The 18,346-nt window shown below is 60.8% G+C and carries 21 protein-coding genes; 11 read left to right on the top strand and 10 right to left on the bottom strand.

Annotated features, from left to right (window positions below; all coding sequences use genetic code 11):
* Position 1: 1 nt before the first annotated feature.
* Positions 2-427, bottom strand: coding sequence for a VOC family protein (locus FHT69_RS27475; protein WP_063475275.1), 426 nt, complete (start codon positions 425-427; stop codon positions 2-4).
* Between the two features lie 82 nt (positions 428-509).
* On the opposite strand from FHT69_RS27475, the gene FHT69_RS27470 reads away from it, so the two are divergent.
* Positions 510-1,088, top strand: coding sequence for a TetR family transcriptional regulator (locus tag FHT69_RS27470; protein ID WP_183906214.1), 579 nt, complete (start codon positions 510-512; stop codon positions 1,086-1,088).
* Here the strand turns inward: FHT69_RS27470 and nth are convergent.
* Entirely contained in the window at positions 1,053-1,859 is an 807-nt protein-coding gene (nth, locus tag FHT69_RS27465) for an endonuclease III (RefSeq protein ID WP_174824461.1), read from the bottom strand. The two genes, FHT69_RS27470 and nth, sit on opposite strands and share 36 nt — an antisense overlap.
* On the opposite strand from nth, the gene FHT69_RS27460 reads away from it, so the two are divergent.
* Entirely contained in the window at positions 1,858-2,355 is a 498-nt protein-coding gene (locus FHT69_RS27460; protein ID WP_183906239.1) for a DUF2244 domain-containing protein, read from the top strand. The genes nth and FHT69_RS27460 overlap by 2 nt on opposite strands.
* A gap of 79 nt (positions 2,356-2,434) precedes the next feature.
* The gene (locus FHT69_RS27455; protein ID WP_183906213.1) at positions 2,435-3,307 is read left to right on the top strand and encodes a bifunctional helix-turn-helix domain-containing protein/methylated-DNA--[protein]-cysteine S-methyltransferase; all 873 of its coding nucleotides are present in this window, start codon (positions 2,435-2,437) and stop codon (positions 3,305-3,307) included.
* Positions 3,308-3,368: 61 nt separating this feature from the next.
* Here FHT69_RS27455 and FHT69_RS27450 read toward each other — a convergent pair whose 3' ends face one another.
* Entirely contained in the window at positions 3,369-4,394 is a 1,026-nt protein-coding gene (locus FHT69_RS27450; RefSeq protein WP_063475277.1) for a sugar-binding transcriptional regulator, read from the bottom strand.
* A gap of 422 nt (positions 4,395-4,816) precedes the next feature.
* Between FHT69_RS27450 and tal the strand changes: the two genes are divergently transcribed.
* The 8 genes from tal to FHT69_RS27410 all read left to right on the top strand — a co-directional run bounded on the left by tal (position 4,817) and on the right by FHT69_RS27410 (position 11,342).
* The gene (gene tal / locus FHT69_RS27445) at positions 4,817-5,782 is read left to right on the top strand and encodes a transaldolase (RefSeq protein ID WP_047616243.1); all 966 of its coding nucleotides are present in this window, start codon (positions 4,817-4,819) and stop codon (positions 5,780-5,782) included.
* A 92-nt stretch (positions 5,783-5,874) separates the two neighbouring features.
* Positions 5,875-6,543: a DUF1345 domain-containing protein gene (locus FHT69_RS27440; protein ID WP_183906212.1), complete on the top strand. Its 669-nt coding sequence runs from the start codon at positions 5,875-5,877 to the stop codon at positions 6,541-6,543.
* Between the two features lie 83 nt (positions 6,544-6,626).
* A complete protein-coding gene (locus FHT69_RS27435; RefSeq protein WP_183906238.1) occupies positions 6,627-7,073 on the top strand; it encodes a DoxX family protein in 447 nt (148 codons plus the stop codon).
* Between the two features lie 121 nt (positions 7,074-7,194).
* Entirely contained in the window at positions 7,195-7,686 is a 492-nt protein-coding gene (locus FHT69_RS27430; protein ID WP_047616244.1) for a hypothetical protein, read from the top strand.
* Positions 7,687-7,688: 2 nt separating this feature from the next.
* Positions 7,689-8,150 (top strand): hypothetical protein, encoded by a 462-nt coding sequence (locus FHT69_RS34365; protein ID WP_246780761.1) that lies wholly within the window; start codon positions 7,689-7,691, stop codon positions 8,148-8,150.
* A gap of 253 nt (positions 8,151-8,403) precedes the next feature.
* Entirely contained in the window at positions 8,404-9,144 is a 741-nt protein-coding gene (locus FHT69_RS27420) for a response regulator (RefSeq protein ID WP_047616246.1), read from the top strand.
* Positions 9,141-10,517 (top strand): ATP-binding protein, encoded by a 1,377-nt coding sequence (locus FHT69_RS27415; protein ID WP_047616247.1) that lies wholly within the window; start codon positions 9,141-9,143, stop codon positions 10,515-10,517. Before FHT69_RS27420 ends, FHT69_RS27415 begins: the two co-directional genes overlap by 4 nt.
* Positions 10,518-10,682: 165 nt before the next feature.
* Complete coding sequence (locus FHT69_RS27410) at positions 10,683-11,342, top strand: DUF3313 domain-containing protein (RefSeq protein ID WP_174824462.1); 660 nt, start codon at positions 10,683-10,685, stop codon at positions 11,340-11,342.
* 62 nt (positions 11,343-11,404) lie between these two features.
* Here the strand turns inward: FHT69_RS27410 and FHT69_RS27405 are convergent, their stop codons facing one another.
* The 7 genes from FHT69_RS27405 to FHT69_RS27375 form a co-directional block, all read right to left on the bottom strand.
* Positions 11,405-11,578, bottom strand: a complete 174-nt coding sequence (locus tag FHT69_RS27405) for a DUF1328 domain-containing protein (RefSeq protein ID WP_003566688.1) — start codon at positions 11,576-11,578, stop codon at positions 11,405-11,407.
* A gap of 150 nt (positions 11,579-11,728) precedes the next feature.
* Positions 11,729-13,156, bottom strand: coding sequence for a gamma-aminobutyraldehyde dehydrogenase (locus FHT69_RS27400; protein ID WP_047616249.1), 1,428 nt, complete (start codon positions 13,154-13,156; stop codon positions 11,729-11,731).
* A gap of 13 nt (positions 13,157-13,169) precedes the next feature.
* The gene (locus FHT69_RS27395) at positions 13,170-13,982 is read right to left on the bottom strand and encodes an ABC transporter permease (protein ID WP_097543068.1); all 813 of its coding nucleotides are present in this window, start codon (positions 13,980-13,982) and stop codon (positions 13,170-13,172) included.
* Positions 13,972-14,934 carry an ABC transporter permease gene (locus tag FHT69_RS27390; protein ID WP_097543069.1) on the bottom strand — a complete coding sequence of 321 codons (963 nt, stop codon included), beginning with the start codon at positions 14,932-14,934 and terminating at the stop codon, positions 13,972-13,974. Before FHT69_RS27390 ends, FHT69_RS27395 begins: the two co-directional genes overlap by 11 nt.
* The gene (locus FHT69_RS27385; protein WP_097543070.1) at positions 14,931-15,917 is read right to left on the bottom strand and encodes an ABC transporter ATP-binding protein; all 987 of its coding nucleotides are present in this window, start codon (positions 15,915-15,917) and stop codon (positions 14,931-14,933) included. The genes FHT69_RS27390 and FHT69_RS27385 overlap by 4 nt, the downstream gene beginning before the upstream one ends.
* Positions 15,918-16,122: 205 nt before the next feature.
* Positions 16,123-17,283, bottom strand: a complete 1,161-nt coding sequence (locus FHT69_RS27380; protein WP_183906211.1) for an ABC transporter substrate-binding protein — start codon at positions 17,281-17,283, stop codon at positions 16,123-16,125.
* Between the two features lie 118 nt (positions 17,284-17,401).
* Positions 17,402-18,310 (bottom strand): LysR family transcriptional regulator, encoded by a 909-nt coding sequence (locus tag FHT69_RS27375; protein WP_047616258.1) that lies wholly within the window; start codon positions 18,308-18,310, stop codon positions 17,402-17,404.
* Between the last annotated feature and the right edge of the window lie 36 nt (positions 18,311-18,346).

The following is an 18,346-nucleotide window of genomic DNA, read 5'->3' as shown; positions in this document are numbered from 1 at the left end:
CTCAGCCCGGCAGGGCGGCGGTGTCGTACATCGCCGCGAATTCGGCGCTCGGCGGGATCGGCTTGATGATGTCGATCAGGACGCCGTTCGGATCTGCGGTGATGAAATGCCGCTGGCCGAAATCCTCGTCACGGATCTCTCTCAGTATAGGCAGGCCGGCGCTCCGGCAGGCGGCATAGATCGCATCGACGTCGGCGACCTCGAAATTAAGGAGCAGGCCGGACACCCTGCCGCGGGCCATGGCCGGGATGGTTTCGTGGCTGCCGTCAAGGATGGCAAGCGCGATATGCTCTTTCTCTATCGATTGCAAGTGAACGTACCAGTCGCTTTCGAACAGCGCCTTGAAGCCGAAATGCCTGCAATAGAAGCTGGCAGTGCCGGCGACATCGCCAGTCATGATGACAGGATAATAGCTCGTCGATTTCATCTTTTTCCTCCATCTTTCCATTTACATACATTCTGTATGTTTTTCCATTAGCATACATTCTGTTTGTATGTAAAGAAAACGCATGAGCCGCAGCAATCGCGAGAGAACGGAACAGACGAGGCAGGCGCTGATCGATGCCGGTCGGCGTCTTTTCGTCGAGAAGGGTTATGCCGAGACCGCGACGCCGGAGATCGTGGCGGCGGCGGGTGTGACGCGAGGCGCGCTCTATCATCATTTTGAAGACAAGAAGGCGCTTTTTCGCTCGGTGATCGAATGCGAGGCGCGCGCAGTGGCCGGGACGATCGAGGCGCATTCGGCGTCGCACGACGCGCCGCGTGCCGCGCTGATCGCCGGTGCCTCGGCCTATTTCGACGCGATGATGGCAGAAGGGCGCACACGGCTGCTGCTGATCGAGGCGCCTGCCGTTCTCGGCCTGCCGGCGACCGCGACGATCGACGCAGAAAATGCGGAAGCGACGCTGCGGGCAGGGCTTGCAGCCATGCTTCCGCAAGCCGGTGCTACGCTCGCACCGCTGACCTTGCTGCTATCGGCAGCCTTTGACCGCGCGGCGATCGCGATCGAGGCGGGTGGGGAAAGGCGGGAATACGAGCAGGCGATCGCTGTTCTACTCGACGGCCTCGCCGATCACCTGCGGCGGTAGCGTGACCAGCGCCGCCGGTATATCCGAACTCTTCTCCGGCGACTTACAGAGATCGGCGATGATACAGCGTTCGCATTCGGGGCGGCGCGCCTTGCAGGTGTAGCGGCCGTGCAGGATCAGCCAGTGATGGGCGTGATAGAGGTAATGTTTCGGGATCACCTTCATCAGCCGTGCCTCGACCTCATCGGGCGTCTTGCCGGGGGCGAGCCTGATGCGGTTGGCGATGCGGAAGATGTGCGTATCGACGGCCATCGTCGCCTGGCCGAAGGCCATGGAAAGCACGACATTGGCGGTCTTGCGGCCGACGCCCGGCAATCTGACCAACTCCTCGCGCGTCTCAGGCACCTTGCCGCCGAATTGCTCGACCAGCATCTGTGAGAGCGCGATGACGTTTTTCGCCTTGTTGCGATAGAGGCCGATCGTCCTGATATAGTCGCGCAGCCGTTCCTCGCCGAGATCGAGCATCTTTTCCGGCGTATCGGCAATCCTGAAGAGCGCGCGTGTCGCCTTGTTGACGCCGACATCGGTCGCCTGCGCCGAAAGTGCCACGGCGACGACGAGTGTGAAGGCGTTGGTGTGTTCGAGCTCGCCTCTCGGTTCCGGCCGCTGAACGGAGAAGCGGCGGAAGATCTCCTCGCGCTCGGCCAGTGAATAGACCGTGCGCACCGCTGCCGCCGGTTTGCGGCGGGCGATCACATTCGCACCCTGAGGCATCTTGGTAACGGATTTGAGTTTCGGATTTGCCATGGAAACTCTATACTCAGCAGCCATGATGGAAAGCAACGCCGACAGCTCCAACGAGCAGCCTGTTTTCGCCGCCGAGCTCTTTCCCCACCGGTCACTTGGCCGTCGGGGCTTCAAGGTGCTGCTTGCTTTGTCCGGCGCCGTCTGCTTCCTCTACGGCATGTTCTTCGTCGTGACAGGCGCCTGGCCGATCGGCTTCTTCTTCGGACTGGATTTCGTGCTTTTGTACGGCGCCTTCTGGCTGAATTACCGCTCCGGGAAAGCGCGCGAACAGGTGACGGTGTCGCGCATGGACGTGTCGGTGCGCAAGTTTGCACCATCGGGACGGATGGTGGAGCATCATTTCAATCCGTTCTGGGCGCGTTTCCTCGTTCGCCGGCACCAGGAGATCGGCATCCTCTCCATGCATATCTTCGGCGAGGGGCGGCGCACGGATATCGGATCCTTCCTCAATCCCGACGATCGGGAAAGCTTCGCCAAGGCCTTCAAGGGCGCACTCGCGAGGGTCAAGCAGCGGATCTGAGACTATCCGGCGGATGCGCAAGAATCGGGTGGTTTGCTCACCCCCTATTGACTATCTCCTTGTGACAAGGAGAAAGACGATGAATATGATTGCCAACCTTCAGACAGACATCACGCCTGACGGCCCTGATTATGACATTGTCCGTCGGGTAATCGAACTCATCACCGAGGATTACCGCGATCAGCCTTCGCTGGAGGCGATCGCGGCGCGGCTCAACCAGTCGCCGACCCAGCTGCAGAAGACCTTCACCCGCTGGGCCGGCCTGTCGCCCAAGGGCTTCCTGCAGGCGGTGACGCTCGACCATGCCAAGCGGCTGCTGCGTAGCGAAGACATGCCGTTGCTCGAGACGTCGATCGAGGTCGGCCTCTCCGGGCCGAGCCGCCTGCACGACCTTTTCGTCACCCATGAGGCGATGTCGCCCGGCGAATGGAAGGCCAAGGGTGGCGGCCTCACCATCCGCTACGGCTTCCACATCTGCCCCTTCGGTGTCGCGCTGATCATGGTGACCGACCGCGGCCTTGCCGGCCTCGCCTTCAGCGATTCCGGCGACGAGAAGGCCTGCCTCGAGGATATGACCTGCCGCTGGCCGAACGCCTCTTATGTCGAAGACCTGCAGGCGACGGTTCCCTATGCGGCCCGCATCTTCGAACCCGGCAAATGGTCCTCGGAGCAGCCGCTGCGCGTCGTGCTGATCGGCACGGACTTCCAGGTGCGCGTCTGGCAGAGCCTGCTGAACATCCCGTTCGGCAAGGCCGTGACCTATTCCGATATCGCCAACGATATCGGCCGGCCGACGGCGCAGCGCGCCGTCGGTGCGGCGGTGGGGGCTAACCCGATCTCCTTCGTGGTGCCATGCCATCGGGCGCTCGGCAAGAACGGCGCATTGACGGGCTACCATTGGGGCCTCACCCGCAAACGGGCGATGCTCGGCTGGGAATCGGCGCACGCCTGATGGCTTCCCGGGCGGAGCGGCGGGCCGTTCAACCCCCGACCCGTTCGTCTTGCTCCGCTCGCTATCGCTCCTGCGCTTCTCCCCACTGGGGAGAAGGCGCGGACGGCGATGTCTCCGCCAGTTCCAGCAATGCCCGCGCAGCCCTTTCGTCGGTGATCAGCGTATTGCAGCCAATGCGCTTGATCGTGGCGCGGATCGCCACGGCCCGATGAGCGCCGCCGGAAGAGAGCACGATATGTTTGGCCTCCTTCAGCGTGTCGAGATCGACGGACATGACGCGCCGATTGATCGAGTGGTCGACCGAATTGCCGTCCTTGTCGAGGAAGTTGAACATGGTGTCGCAGACGCAGCCAGCATCGATCAGTTCCTGCAACTCGGCCTTGGAGATCCAGCCCTCCGACAGTGAGGTCGAATGCGGGCCGATATCGCCGCAGCTGACGATCGCCAGATCGAGGTTCTCGGCGAGACGATAGATCGTGTCCAGCCCGCATTTTTCGATCAGATTGCGCTTGGTCTCGATGGAATCGACGAGAAGCGGCGCCAGGAACATGTAGCATTCGGCGCCGAGCTGATTTGCCAGCCGCCATGTGTAGTCGATCGGGTTGGTCTGGTGCACGGCGACGATGCCGCCAAGCAGCGACACGACCTTGCAATTGGTGCGGCGCGGCGGCCGGAAGCTTGACAGCGAGGCGGTCATGGTGCGGCCCCAGCCGACGCCGATCGTATAGTCGTCGGGAATGGCTTCGGAGAGGAACTGGCCAAGCGCCAGGCCGACATTTTTCGCCAGCGAATTCACATCACAGCTGATCGGTGCGGGTACGACGATCGCCTCGTCGAGGCCGTAGGCGCGCTCCAGCTTCACCGAAAGTTCAACGCAATCGCCGATCGAATCGTTGATCCAGATCTGGACTTCGCTGCGTTTCATCGCCTCGTCGAGCAGGCGGATCACGGTGGTGCGGCTGATGCCGAGCTGTTCGGCCACGTCTTTCTGGGTGAGGCCCTCGTTATAATAGAGCCATGCCGCCCTCAGCCGCAGCGAGGATGCTTCGGAATAGGCCGTGTGCGTGCCGCGTTTGAGCTTGACCACATCTCCTCCGCAGGATGCCCGCCCTCAATCCCCCATGGGATGAAGGGCCGTAACGACGCTTTTGTTGGGGGATAATGACGGGTGTGACACTTATGTCAATTGAAATGCACAAATGTCCTTGACTTTTCCTTGGGTGAGTGGCGATAGTCCGGGTGACACAAGTCGTTCTTGTCCGTCGAGGAGGACATAGTGCGGGCATGCCGAAAGTCACGACCGGCCTTCCAGCCGCAGGCGGCATCGCTTGCGTTCGAGCCGTCGTTCGTTGGCGGCTGGAACACGGCGACTGTCCTTCACGTTTATAAATCATCCGTGACGGATGCGCGCATTTTCGCCTGCAGCATGCAAACAACCTGCCGGTAGATCACCTTTGCCGGGCGGAACTCGCGCCGGTCGCAGCCCAAGTTCAACAAGGATTATTGACCATGACATCCAAGCTTGACCAACTTCGCGAGATTACCACCGTCGTCGCCGATACCGGCGACATCGAGGCCGTCGCCCGCCTGAAGCCGGTTGATTGCACGACGAACCCGAGCATCGTGCTGAAGGCACTCGGCACGCCCATGTTCGCCGACGCCATCAAGGAAGCCGTCGCCTGGGGCAAGAAGCAAGGCGGCAATCCCGAAGCCGTTTCATCCGCCGTCGCTGATCGCCTCGCCATCTCCGTCGGCGCTGCGCTTTCCAAGCTTGTTCCGGGACGCGTATCGACCGAAGTCGATGCCGACCTTTCTTTCGATACACAAGCTTCGATCGACAAGGCTCACAGCATCATCGCCGGGTACAAGGAACGCGGCATCGAGAAGGATCGCATCCTGATCAAGCTCGCCTCCACCTGGGAAGGCATACGCGCTGCCGAAGTGCTGCAGAAGGAAGGCATCGATTGCAATCTGACGCTTCTCTTCTCGAAGGCACAGGCCGTTGCCTGCGCCGACGCCAAGGTGTTCCTGATCTCGCCCTTCGTCGGCCGTATCCTCGACTGGTACAAGAAGTCGACGGGCAAGGATTACACCCCTGAGGAAGACCCGGGCGTCATTTCGGTTCGCGACATTTACAATTATTACAAGGCCAACGACATCAAGACGATCGTCATGGGTGCTTCGTTCCGCAGCGCTGGCGAAATCGAAGCGCTGGCCGGTTGCGACCGCCTGACGATCGCTCCGAACCTGCTCGACGAACTCTCCAAGGACGAAGGCAAGCTCGAGCGCAAGCTTTCGCCCGAGATCATCAAGCCGGCTGCGAAGATCACCGTCGACGAGAAGACCTTCCGCTGGCTGATGAACGAAGATGCGATGGCGACGGAAAAACTCGCCGAAGGCATTCGCGCCTTCGCCAAGGATCTGGGGACGTTGCGGACCATGGTGCAGAAGGAACTGCAGCTCGCCGCCGCCTGATCGGCACGGCATGCAATCGGAGGCGCGGCTGCCGGCTGGCAGGCGCGCCTTTTTCGTGCTGTTATCAAGGGTATATGCTGTCGGAGACCGATATGGCGGATGAGGAAAGGACGAATTCGCTTGCGGCATTTGTCTACAAGCATGCGAGCTTCATCATCGCCACTCTTGCTGGACTGGCGGTCTTCCTGGCTGTGACCTCGCGTGAGGTCAGCGCCGGCAATATCCTGTTCGGCTGGAATGTCAGCGCCGGCGTTTTTGTCGCGCTGAGCTGGCGCAAGATGCTGCGGGCGACGGTTGACAGCATCCGAAAACGCTCCGCGGATCTTGATTTCTCCGATACCGTGCTCTTGGCTCTTTCGATCGGTGCCGCACTTGCCAGCATCGCCGGCATCGGCATCGAGCTTCATTCGATCAAGGAGGCGGCACGTGACGTCGCGCTGGCACGGGCAAGTGCGGCGATTTTGACGATCCTGATCTCCTGGTTCTTCCTGCATACGCTCTTCACCATCCACTATGCCCATTATTTCTACGGCGGGGCGGACGAGGAGGGCGGGCTCAAATTTCCCGATGGGATCGAAGAGCCCGGCTACTGGGATTTCCTCTATTTCTCCTTCACCATCGGCGTTGCCGCACAGACGGCGGATGTCGCGGTCAGTTCGACCAGCATGCGCAAGCTGACGCTGTTGCATGCCGTGCTGTCGTTCCTCTTCAATACGACGATCCTGGCGCTGGCGATCAATGTCGGGGCAAGCCTGCTATAATGCATCTTGCCAGAGCGGCTGCGAGGATCTGAGGAGCCGAAGGCATGAGCGGGCCGCGCCGCCTGCTCTTCAAACCGGAGGGTATGATGGAAAGCGCCTCAAGCCGGTCCCGACCGGCCGATTTCGTTCTGCTCCTCGGCAGGTTTCTGCTGGCGCTGATCTTTCTGCATGAGGGCTGGTCCCTTGCGGCAGATCTCACTGCGACCATCGACATTTTCGCAAAACTGGGGCTGTCGACGCCGATGGCACTTGCTACCATCGCCCTTCAGATCGGCGCCGGCCTTTCCGTCGCGGCAGGTTTCCTCACCCGGCTTGGCGTACTGGCGCTGGCGCTCTTCTGCCTGGCGACCGCCTTGCTCTTCCATACGAATTTCGCAAGCCAGAACGAGTTGCTGCATTTCGAGAAGGACCTGGCGATTGCCGGCGGCATGTTCGTGCTTTCGGCTTCCGGCGCGGGATCGATATCGATCGACAGGCTGCTCAGAAAGAGGGCCTCGATGCATCCCTGGCTCAGGGCAGCGTTGTCGTAAATAGCGAGGTCCGCCGCGCTTGCCTGAACTTCGCGGGCGCTTCGCGGCGCAATAAAACCGAATAAAACCGAACAAACAGCAGCGCCGATGCGGGCTAAACTTCTGGCGACAGGTCAGGAGTATGCCAGTGATGTCATCAGTGCAAAGCAACCAGCAAAAGCCAATTCTCGTCTTTCTCGGCAAAGGCGCTGCCTGCGGTATCGTCTCGAAGCTGAATGAGAACGGATATGCCGCGACGGCTGTGTCTTCCATACCGGAGCTCTTCGACGCTTTGCGCTCGGACCGATATTGTCTGGCGGTAACGATGCGGGCGGATATCGACCTGGTGCGAAACATCAAGCCGATACCAGTCATCAATCTGGAGGTGTTTTTCCATGCCATCAAGCCGACAGCAAAGTCGGTTCCTTCCTCGAAAGAATTCGACAGCGATGCCTTTCTGAGAAGGATCGCGGCGCTCACGGAGTCAAAGACAGCCAGGATTGCTGCGGTCCAAAGAACGCCAACTCTCAATGAGACGGTGATTGCAGCCGCGGCGAAGGCATCCCGGTGGCGTGCCGCCACATCTCTGCTTCTAAGTCGCCGCGCCTCGCCCCGCGCAGAGCGAGCCGACTAGCGGTGGCCGAATTCCCGTCGCAGAACCGGACTTCGCTGGGCCTGGATCCGGACCATCCGGCCCCGCCTTGCCGACCGATCACGCGCCTTGCGGACGGATCTCATCGGCGTCGTTCCATCGGGTTTCGTCGGTTTGAAGGCGTCATTCCAAAACGCGAAGTCTTCACTTGGTGCGGGTGTCTTTTGATGTTCCAGCTATTGGGGGCGGCCTCGGCAAGCGGGTACATCATTACGGCACTGTTTCTGCTCGTGGCGATCGGTCGTCTCGCCAGAAACGCCCTTCACAAACTCACCGCCCGGCTCCCCAAGCGTTCCGCGTTGAAGCACTATGCGACGGCGAGCCTCTCGCTGTTATTCTTTTGTCTGCTGGTCATCCGCGTCTGTTTCGTCGCCACGGTTATCATCGACAGCACAATCCGAGATGACCATGTGAAAGTCAGTGGCGATCCCGAATGGCAGTTTTGATACCGGGCGCCGTGTCGGCGACGTTGGCATCCCTGTTCGCAACATTTCGCAACATTATCGAACATAGCATTGCACGAGACCTGATAAGGCGGAGCCGTATCGGTGTGGCAGCTGATATCGTACGGAGAAAAATGCCTGGCGACACGACATTGGAGATTTTAACCACCGTGATCGATGGCGGATGAGGCCGCCTGATTGATAAAGGCGGAAACGTGATAATTTCGCGCCGACAGGACTCCTGGCAAGAGAGCAAATGACGATGGCATATGAAATGGCAGTTCCCAATCAGGCTCATATCCTCATCGTCGAAGACGATTCCGCGATCGCCGATATGCTGGTGGACCTCGTCCGGACCAGCGGCTTCGAAGCCTTGTCGGTGGAGAGCGGCGCGGCCATGGACCGAATGATGGCGCGACAGCAATTCGATCTCATCGTCCTCGATGCGATGTTGCCGGGGGAGGACGGCTTCAGCATCTGCAGGCGGCTTCGCGCTTCGCGCTCGGTGCCGATCCTGATGCTGACGGCGCTCCAGGAGGATATCGACCGCATTCTCGGCCTGGAGCTCGGTGCTGACGACTATGTCACGAAACCATTCAACTCACGCGAGCTGCTGGCCCGGATCAAGAGCATTCTCCGCAGATCATCATATGCGCACCATCACGAGGAAACGCTTGGGCCTATGACGTTTTCGGGATGGCGCATCGATCCGAAAAGCCGTCAACTTCTCGACGCGGACGGCGCGCAGGTTTCCCTGACAACCGCGGAGTTCGATATCCTCCTGGCCTTCTGCTGCAATCCCAATAAGGTTCTGACGCGCGAACAGCTTTTGTCGATGACACATGCAGGGTCGGCAGGGCCGGTGGAACGCAGCATCGACGCCCACATCAGCCGGGTCAGGCAAAAAATAGAGCCAAATCTGAAAGACCCGACGTTCATCAAGACTGTACGCTTGGGGGGCTATCTTTTCGCATCCAAGGTAGAGCGTCTCTCGTGAGAAATTTCCGGCGCGCTTCGATCCAGAGCCAGATCCTCATATTGGCGACCTTTCTTGTCGTGCTGGTTTCCGTCGTGGCGACCGCGATGGAGCCCTATATCTACGGCCGTCATGATCGCGGCTTTCAAAACGGCCTGTTTGCCGGCAGGGCGGCGATGGTCGCCGAGCAATTTGCACAGGCAAGGTCAGTCGAGGACGAAGCCGCGGTTCTCAAGAGAGCAGCGGCACTCGGCGTTGAGGTCGAAAAATTGTCCCTGGATCAGCCGCTTGCCGGCAAACAGCCGATGATAGCTGCAAGCGAGATCGTGGCGCGCATCGACGCGCTGCTCGCCGACAATATTTTCGCGGCATTTCATCGTTTCGTCATGGGTCCATCGCATCCAGACGTGCTGACTGTCGGAATTGACGACAGGCGTGCTCTCATCTTTCAACTGCCGGTTTTTCCCAGCTATCTGTGGTTCGTTCCGGCAGCTGCAAGCGGATTTTTGAAAATCGTCATTCCGTTGGTGCTGCTCGCATATTTCAGCAGCCGGCTCATTACCGAACCTCTGAGGCGCTTTGCCGCCGCTGCCAAACGCGCGAGCATGGAAGGCAGCCTGGAAAAGCCTTTCGAACCGGATGGTGCAGCCGAGATCCGAAGCCTGGCGGAATCGCTCAACGTCATGAGCGACCGGATCCAGAGCATGGCGGAGGATCGAACAAGAGTGCTGAGCGGCGTGGGCCATGATCTCAGGACACCGCTGACGCGATTGCGGATGCGTGCCGAGCGTTCCGCAGAGCCGGAACTTCGCAGCCTGATGCTCGCCGATATCGCCACTTTGAATTTCATGATCGACGAGTGCCTGGCCTATTTCAAAGATCCCTCGGTGAGGGCGGTCGATCGAAAGGTCGATATCTCAAGCCTGCTGCAGACGATTGCGACCGATTTCTCCGACACCGGCGTCGATGTGCGGTTCATCGGTCCGCGGCGATTGGCGTTTGTCTGCAAACCTCAGGCGCTGACCCGCGCGATGACCAATCTGGTCGAAAACGCGTCCCGTTATGCAACGCAGGTCGACATCGAGTTGCAAGGCCGTGACGATGGCGGGATCCGGATAGAGGTGAGGGACAATGGTCCCGGTCTGACGGACGAGCTCAAGGCGAAGGTTCTGGAGCCATTCTTCAAGGGGGACAAATCGCGGCAGATCGCCGCCGCAGGCGGTTCCGGGCTTGGGCTTGGTCTTCCGATCGCCCAAGGGATCGTCACCAAAGCGCATAACGGACAATTGACGTTGTTGGACGGGAAACCACGCGGCCTGGTCGTCGTGATCGATCTGCCCGCTCGTCAGGTGATCCAGCCCGAAGGCTCGCCGTCGATCCCTTCATCACACTGACTGCCGGCCGACCGACGGCGTGGTCATGCGTCGCGTCGCGCTGCTTGGTCGCAAAGAGGGTTTGCGAACATTTCCGCATATCATAACAAACACAGCAACATCCGAATTCCATAAAACCGGTGCCAGCAGATGCCGTTCGGCATTTCCAAAGCTGGAGCCAAGCCATTGATAAAAAATTTGAAAATCGGCGCCGCACTGATGCTCGCCTGCTTGAGCGTTGCCGCATGCACGACCCCTGACCCGACGGTGTATTCCGGACTTGCTTCGGCATCACAGCTTCGACCGAACATTGAGGATAAGACCGGCCGCGTGCCATATCGCTATCAGACGAATGTCATCTGGAGCCAGTACAACAGGATCATCGTAGATCCCGTTACGGTCTATAACGGCCCTGACAATCAGTTCGGCAAGGTTTCTGAAAAGGACAGGATTTTCCTCGCCAGTTACATGCAGCAGCAATTCACGGAAAAATTGAAGACACGCTTTGCCGTCGTCAGCACCCCTGCTCCGGCAACGCTCAGATTGCATCTGACGCTGACGGGCGCGAAGGCAACAACTGCGGTGCTCGGAACGGTCACGCGCATCGACGTCGCCGGCGGATTGTACAACACCGTCCAGGCGGCGCGCGGCCGAGAAGGCTCGATGACCGGTTCGGTGAACTATGCCGTGGAGATCTATGATGCTGCGAGCAATCGTCTCCTGTCTTCCTATGTCACCAAGCAATATCCGAATGCGATGAATATCGGTGCAAGCTTCACGGCGATGGATGCCTCGATGGTCGGCGTCCGGAAAGGCGCCGACGCGCTCCTTGCGGAGTTGAAATAGCCGGATGGGTCAATGAGCGTGGACATGTTCTACGTCCACGCTCATTGCCGCTGCGTTTCCGCTCACAAGATCGCCTGGCCGGCCATCAGCGCAAGGACGAGGAAAATCAGGAAGATCACCAGCGCGATGCCGAAAAGAACGCGGGCGATCGTCGCGGTTGCTGCCGATACGCCGGAGAAACCGAAGAAGCCGGCGACGATCGAAATCACGAAAAATATCAGAGCCCATTTCAGCATGGCGTCATCCTTTGCGTTTTGCCTGGGAAGACGCAGCAACCGGGAAAATGTTCCAGATCGTCGGAATGGAATGGCTCTGATCTTCGGCCTGCCCCTCCCGGTGCTGCTGATGGGTGTAACGTCGAATTTCGTATCCTTGCCTTCTCCCGATCAGCCGTGATTGATCATCACGTGGCGCACGGCGGTGTAGTCCTCCAGCGCGTAGACCGACATGTCCTTGCCGTAGCCCGACTGTTTGAGGCCGCCATGCGGCATCTCGTTGACCAGCATGAAATGGGTGTTGATCCAGGTGCAGCCATATTGCAGGCGGGCGGCGGTCTTCATGCCGCGGCCGATATCCCTCGTCCAGATGGAGGAGGCGAGGCCGTAATCGCTGTCGTTTGCCCAGGCAACGGCATCGTCGGCATCGGAGAAGCGGGTGACCGAGACGACCGGGCCGAAGACCTCGCGGCGGACGATCTCGTCGTCTTGCAAGGCGCCTGCTATGACGGTCGGGGCGAAGAAGAAGCCTTTGTCGCCGGAAACCTTGCCGCCAGTGGTGATCTCCATATGCTTGTGTTCGGAAGCGCGGGCGACGAAGCTTTCGACACGGTCGCGCTGGCGCCTGGAGATCAGCGGCCCGATCTCATTTTCGGTATCGTCGGCCCGGTTGAAGCGGATGCTTCCGACGGCTGAGGAGAGATCGGCGACGAAATTGTCATAGATCCTGGCGTCGGCATAGATGCGGCAGGCCGCGGTACAGTCCTGACCGGCGTTGTAATAGCCGAAAGTGCGGATGCCGGCGACGACGGCATCGATATCGGCGTCGTCGAAGACGATGACCGGCGCCTTGCCGCCGAGTTCCAGATGGGTGCGCTTGACCGTCTTGGCGGCGGCCTGCAGCACCTTCTTGCCGGTGGCGATATCACCTGTGATCGAGACCATGCCGATCTTGGCATGGTTGATCAGGGCGTTGCCGACGCTTTCGCCGCGCCCGAGAATGACGTTGACGACACCTTCGGGAAGGATGTCCGAGAGCAGTTTCGCCATCTTCAGCGAGGTCAGCGGCGTCTGTTCCGAGGGCTTGAAGACGACGGTATTGCCGCCGGCGATCGCCGGCGCCAGCTTCCAGGCCATCATCATCAGCGGATAGTTCCACGGCGCGATCGAGCCGACGATGCCGATCGGATCGCGGCGGATCATCGAGGTGTGGCCGGGCAGGTATTCGCCGGCGGCCGGGCCGTGCAGGTTGCGCACGGCGCCGGCGAAGAAGCGATAACAATCGACGATCGCCGGGATTTCGTCGTTCAGCACCGCATTGATCGGCTTGCCGCAGTTCAACGCTTCCAGAGTCGCGAAGCCGACAGCATCCTTCTCGATGGCGTCGGCGATCTTCAGCAGGTAGCCGGAACGCTCGCCCGGCGTCGTTTGCGACCAGCGTGCGAAGGCCTTTTCGGCAGCATCGACGGCGGCATCGACCTGGGAAAGCGAGGCTTCGGCAAGGTCGATCACCGTCTCGCCTGTCTTCGGGTTGAGGATGTGTTCTTCCGTCTCCGTGCCCTTTTCGAAGCGGGACCCGATCAGCATTTGGGTATCCATGATGTTCTCCCTTTTATTTGCCGGCGCCGGCGATCTGGTCGCCGTCGCGGGTGAGGTAGTAGGCTGCCAGGATCGGCAGGAAGGTGACGAGCACCACGAGCATGGCGACCACGTTGGTGACCGGGCGCTGGCGCGGGCGGATGAGTTCTTCGAGCATCCAGATCGGCAAGGTTGATTGCTGGCCGCCGGTGAAGGTGGTGACGATGACCTCGTCGAAAGACAGGGCGAAGGCAAGCATGCCGCCGGCAAGAAGAGCGGTGCCGATGTTCGGCAGGATGATATGGCGGAAGGTCTGGAAGCCGTCGGCGCCGAGATCCATCGAAGCCTCGATCAGCGAGCCGGAGGTGCGGCGGAAGCGGGCGACCGCATTGTTGTAGACGACGACCACGCAGAAAGTGGCGTGGCCGAGCACGATGGTCCAGACCGAAAACGGGATGTCGAACAGGCTGAAGGCGGAGCGCAGCGCAATGCCGGTGATGATGCCGGGAAGGGCGATCGGCAGGATGACCAGCAACGAGATCGCCTCGCGGCCGAAGAATTTCGTCTGGCTGACGGCCGCAGCACAGAGCGTGCCGAGCACCAGCGCGATCGCCGTGGCGATGACTGCGACCTGTACGGAGAGGCTGAGCGCCGACCAGACATCCGGCCGGTTCCAGGCAACGGGGAACCATTGCAGGGTCAGCCCCGGTGGCGGCCATTGATAGCTCTTTTCCTCGGTCGTGAAGGCATAGACGAAGATCAACAGGATCGGCAGATGCAGGAAGAGCAGTCCGACGGCTGCGGCGATCTTCAAAGCCAGCGGCGATGTCTTGAGGTCAGAGCGCATCGAAGGCCCCCATCTTCTTGGCGAGCGACAGGTAGAGCGCCATGATGACGATCGGCACGACGGAGAAGGCGGCCGCCAGCGGCACGTTGCCGGCCGTTCCCTGCTGGGCATACACCGCCTGGCCGATGAACAGCCTGGACGAGCCGATGATCTGCGGGATGATGTAATCGCCCAATGTCAGCGAGAAGGTGAAGATCGAACCGGCGACGATGCCGGGCAGCGCCAACGGCAGCAGCACGGTGCGGAAGGTCTGGCGCGGCGTGGCGCCGAGATCCGCCGAGGCCTCGATCAGGTTGCCGGGCACGCGCTCCAGGGCCGCCTGCGTCGGCAGGATCATATAGGGAAGCCAGATATAAACGAAGACGATGAAGGTGCCGAGGTAGCTCACCGACAGCGAATTGCCGCCGATGACGGGCAGATTCAGGACGGCGTCGAGCAGCCAGGAGAGATGGAGCTTCTCAAAGATCCAGGTGAGGATGCCTTCCTTGGCGAGGATCAGCTTCCAGGCGTAGATCTTGACGAGATAGCTCGACCAGAGCGGCAGCATGACGCCGAGATAAAAGAGCGCCTTCCATTTGCCTTGCGCATAACGCGCCGCGTAATAGGCGATCGGAAAGGCGATCAGGGCGGAAGCGACGGTGACCAGCGCCGCCATGACGACGGTGCGGATGATGATGTCGAAATTCGCAGGATTCAGCAGCTGGGCATAGGTCGAGAGGGTGAATTCGTAATTCACCAGGCCGGAGAAATCGTCGATCGAGAAGAAGCTCTGCAGAAGCAGGGCGATCAGCGAGCCGATATAGATGATCCCCAGCCAGAGCAGCGGCGGCGTCAGCATCAGCAAGAGCAGCAGCTTCGGGTGCCGCCAGAAGGCATCCGACAATTGGCCGAAGAAGCCGCCGCGCCCCGGAAGGATCGATGTCTTGCCGCCTGACATGGTGAGCGCCGTCATGCCGCATCGTCCATATAGTGGATATCGGCCGGCTGCCAGGCGAGGTGGATGCCGGCTCCGACATCCGGCACCGGCGTGCCTGCCGGCAGCATGACATGCAGCCGGCTGCCCTTGAGGTCGACGCTGAGACGCGTGGCTGCGCCGAGGAAACTTGCGTTTTCGACTTTCGCCTCGACGCCGTCGCCTGTCAGCCGGATCGCCTCGGGACGCAGGCTTGCCCAGCGTTTCTCACCGCCGAGCAAGGCCATGAGATCGGGCGCGATGACGTTCGAGGAGCCGACGAAATCGGCGACGAAGCGGGTCTTCGGGCAGCGATAGATATCCTGCGGCGTGCCTTGCTGGACAATGTTGCCATCGTTGAAGACGGCGACGCGATCGGCCATCGACAGCGCCTCGCCTTGATCGTGGGTGACGAAGACGAAGGTGATGCCGAGCGCGCGCTGCAGGCTCTTCAATTCCTCCTGCATCTGCTCGCGCAGCTTCAGGTCGAGCGCGCCGAGCGGCTCGTCGAGCAGCAGCACTTTCGGCTTGTTGACCAGCGCGCGGGCGAGCGCCACGCGCTGCCGCTGGCCACCGGACAGCTGACCGGGGCGGCGGGCGCCGTAGCCCGGCAGCTTGACGAGTTCCAGAGCATCGCCCGCCGCCTTCATCCGCTCCGCCTTGCCGACACCCTTGACCATCAGCCCATAGGCAACATTGTCGAAGATATTGAGGTGCGGAAAAAGCGCGTAGTCCTGGAATACGGTGTTGACGTTGCGGCGATAGGGCGGAACGCCGTCGGCCGTCTCGCCGAAGATCTGGATATGGCCCGATGTCGGCTGTTCGAAGCCGGCGATCAATCTCAGGCAGGTCGTCTTGCCGGAGCCGGAAGGTCCGAGCATGGCGAAGAATTCGCCGGGCGCGATCTCGAGATCGACGCCGTCGACGGCGCGAACCTGGCCGAAATGGCGCGATACCTGCTGGAAGCGGACGGCTGACGTCATGGGAGTTCCGGGTCCTGTGTGTTCAGAGAGAGGCTCGGTCTTGGTCAATAAAGACCCGGCCCCAAACCCCTCCCCCACAAGGGGGAGGGGCTTAACCTGCCGTACCCTTTCGCAAATACCTTGGTGTTTCGGCAGGATTCGGCGGTGCCGCTCAACGCCCTCTCCCTTGTGGGAAGGGAATCTTATGCGCGCGGACCGGCCCTGTTCATCGCCCGCCGATCACGCCGATATAATCCGACACCCAGCGATGATAGGGCACGCATTCGCTCTGCGTCGCGCATTTGGTCACGGGCGTCTTCCAGAACTTGATCTTGTCGAAATGATCGAAGCCGTTGGTGGCGCAGCCGGTTTCACCCATCAGTTCGTTGCCCTTGCAGGCGGCGGGAACCGAGGGCACGGCGCCGAACCAGGCGGCGGCATCGCCCTGGACCTTGGCCTTCAGCGAATGTTCCATCCACATATAGGCGCAGTTCGGATGTTCGCTGTCGGCATGCAGCATGGTGGTGTCGGCCCAGCCGGTAACGCCTTCTTCCGGAAAGGTGGAGGCGATCTTCTGCTTGTCGGCCTGCAGCAGGTTCACCTGGAAGGGCCAGGAGCCGGAAGCGACGACGCCTTCGTTCTTGAAGTCGTCGATCTGGATCATTGCGTCGTGCCAGTAGCGCGAGACGAGCTTGCGCTGGCCGCGCAATAGGTCGAGGGCGGCCTTGTACTGGTCCTCGGTCAGTTCGTAGGGATCCTTGATGCCGAGATCCGGCTTGTGGGCCATCAGATACATGGCGGCGTCGGCGATGTAGATCGCGCCGTCATAGGCCTGGACGCGGCCCTTGTTCGACTTGCCGTCGGGCAGCGTCTGCTCCTCGAAGACGACGCCCCAGCTGGTCGGCGCCTTGTCCTTGAAGGCATCGGTATTGTACATCAGCACGTTCGGGCCCCAGAGATAGGGCACGCCGTAATGGACGCCGCCGACCGTATACCAGGGGCCATTCTGCAGACGCTCGTCGACGGTCTTGAAGCTCGGGATCAGATCGGTGTTGATCGGCTGGACGCGTTTGCCGGCGATGAGGCGCAGCGAGGCGTCGCCGGATGCCGTGACAAGATCGAAACCGCCTTCGTTCATCAGCGAGACCATTTCATCCGAGGTGGCGGCGGTCTTGACGGAAACCTTGCAGCCGGTCTCCTTTTCGAAATCGGTGACCCAGTCATAGTTCTTGTCGGTTTCGCCGCGTTCGATATAACCGGCCCAGGCGACGATGCTGACCGCACCTTCGCCCTTGCCGAGCGCCTTCAGCGGTTCGGCGGCGATCACCTGCGTCGCGAAGCTCAGGCAGGCAAGCGCTGCCGTGCAGGATTTCAAGAGATTCGTCATCATCGTCTCCCGGTCTGATGCCACTTCTGTGGCGGTTTGTTCCCGGATGAAAAGGTGACGCGAAAAGGTCGCTTTCGCAAATTCATTTATCAGAAGGGCGTTATCGGAAATTCCGATATCAGCGGATGCGGCCGGAACGCAGGCTTTCGGCGATGCCGACGAAATCGCGCGCCGCCTGCGGCAGGCTGGAGCCCTTGCGCCAGACCATGCCGACCTGGACGACCGGCAGCGAACCGGAGACGTCGCGGCTCTCGATGCGGTCGCCTTCGAGCGACCATGGTCGGTAGACGAGATCGGGAAGCAGCGCCACGCCGGCGCCCGTTGCGACCAGGCTGCGTACTGCCTCCACCGAGCGGGTGCGGAAGGCGACATGCGGGCGGGCGCCGAGTGCCGAGAGCAGTTTGCCGGTATTCTCCTCGATTTCGTCGACCGTCAGCATGATCAACGGTTCGCGGGCGATGTCGGCGACCGAGATGATGTCGGCCGACACCAGCGGATGGCCCATCGGCAGCCACAGTCGATAGGGCGAGGTTTCGAGGATTTCCGCCTGCAGCGCCATGCGGTCGCGCAGGTTTGAGATCACCATGACGGCGACATCCAGTTCGCCGCCGACCAGGAGATGTTCGAGGTAACCGCCATTGTCCTCGATAGCGCTGACCTCGATGCCCGGGCAGGCGCGTCGGTATCGCGCCAGGAGATCGGAGAGGACGTAGCCGGCGACGAGCGAGGTGACGCCGATGTTCAGCGTGCCGGAAAGGGTGCTTTGCTGGCCGGAGAAGCTGGTCCGCGCATCGGAGACGGAGGCGAGGATCTTTGTCGCGTGGCGCAGGAACTGATGGCCGTTATGGGTGATCGTCAGGCCGCGCGGATGACGCTCGAAGAGTTCGACGCCGAGGTCGGTTTCGAGCTCCTTCAGCGCTTCCGTCACCGAGGATTGCGAGATCGAAAGGTTCTGCGCGGCGCGCGTCACCGACCCCTGTTCGGCGACGGCGACGAAATATTGAACCTGGCGAAGCGTGAAAGCCATGGGCGTTTAGAGCATGGCGAAACAGGCCGTGGCAAG

Origin of the sequence: Rhizobium sp. BK008 (assembly GCF_014197345.1) — a bacterium.
GTDB lineage: Bacteria > Pseudomonadota > Alphaproteobacteria > Rhizobiales > Rhizobiaceae > Rhizobium > Rhizobium anhuiense.
Note: the sequence above shows the minus strand (reverse complement) of the source record. Positions and strands in the feature narration are given on the sequence as shown.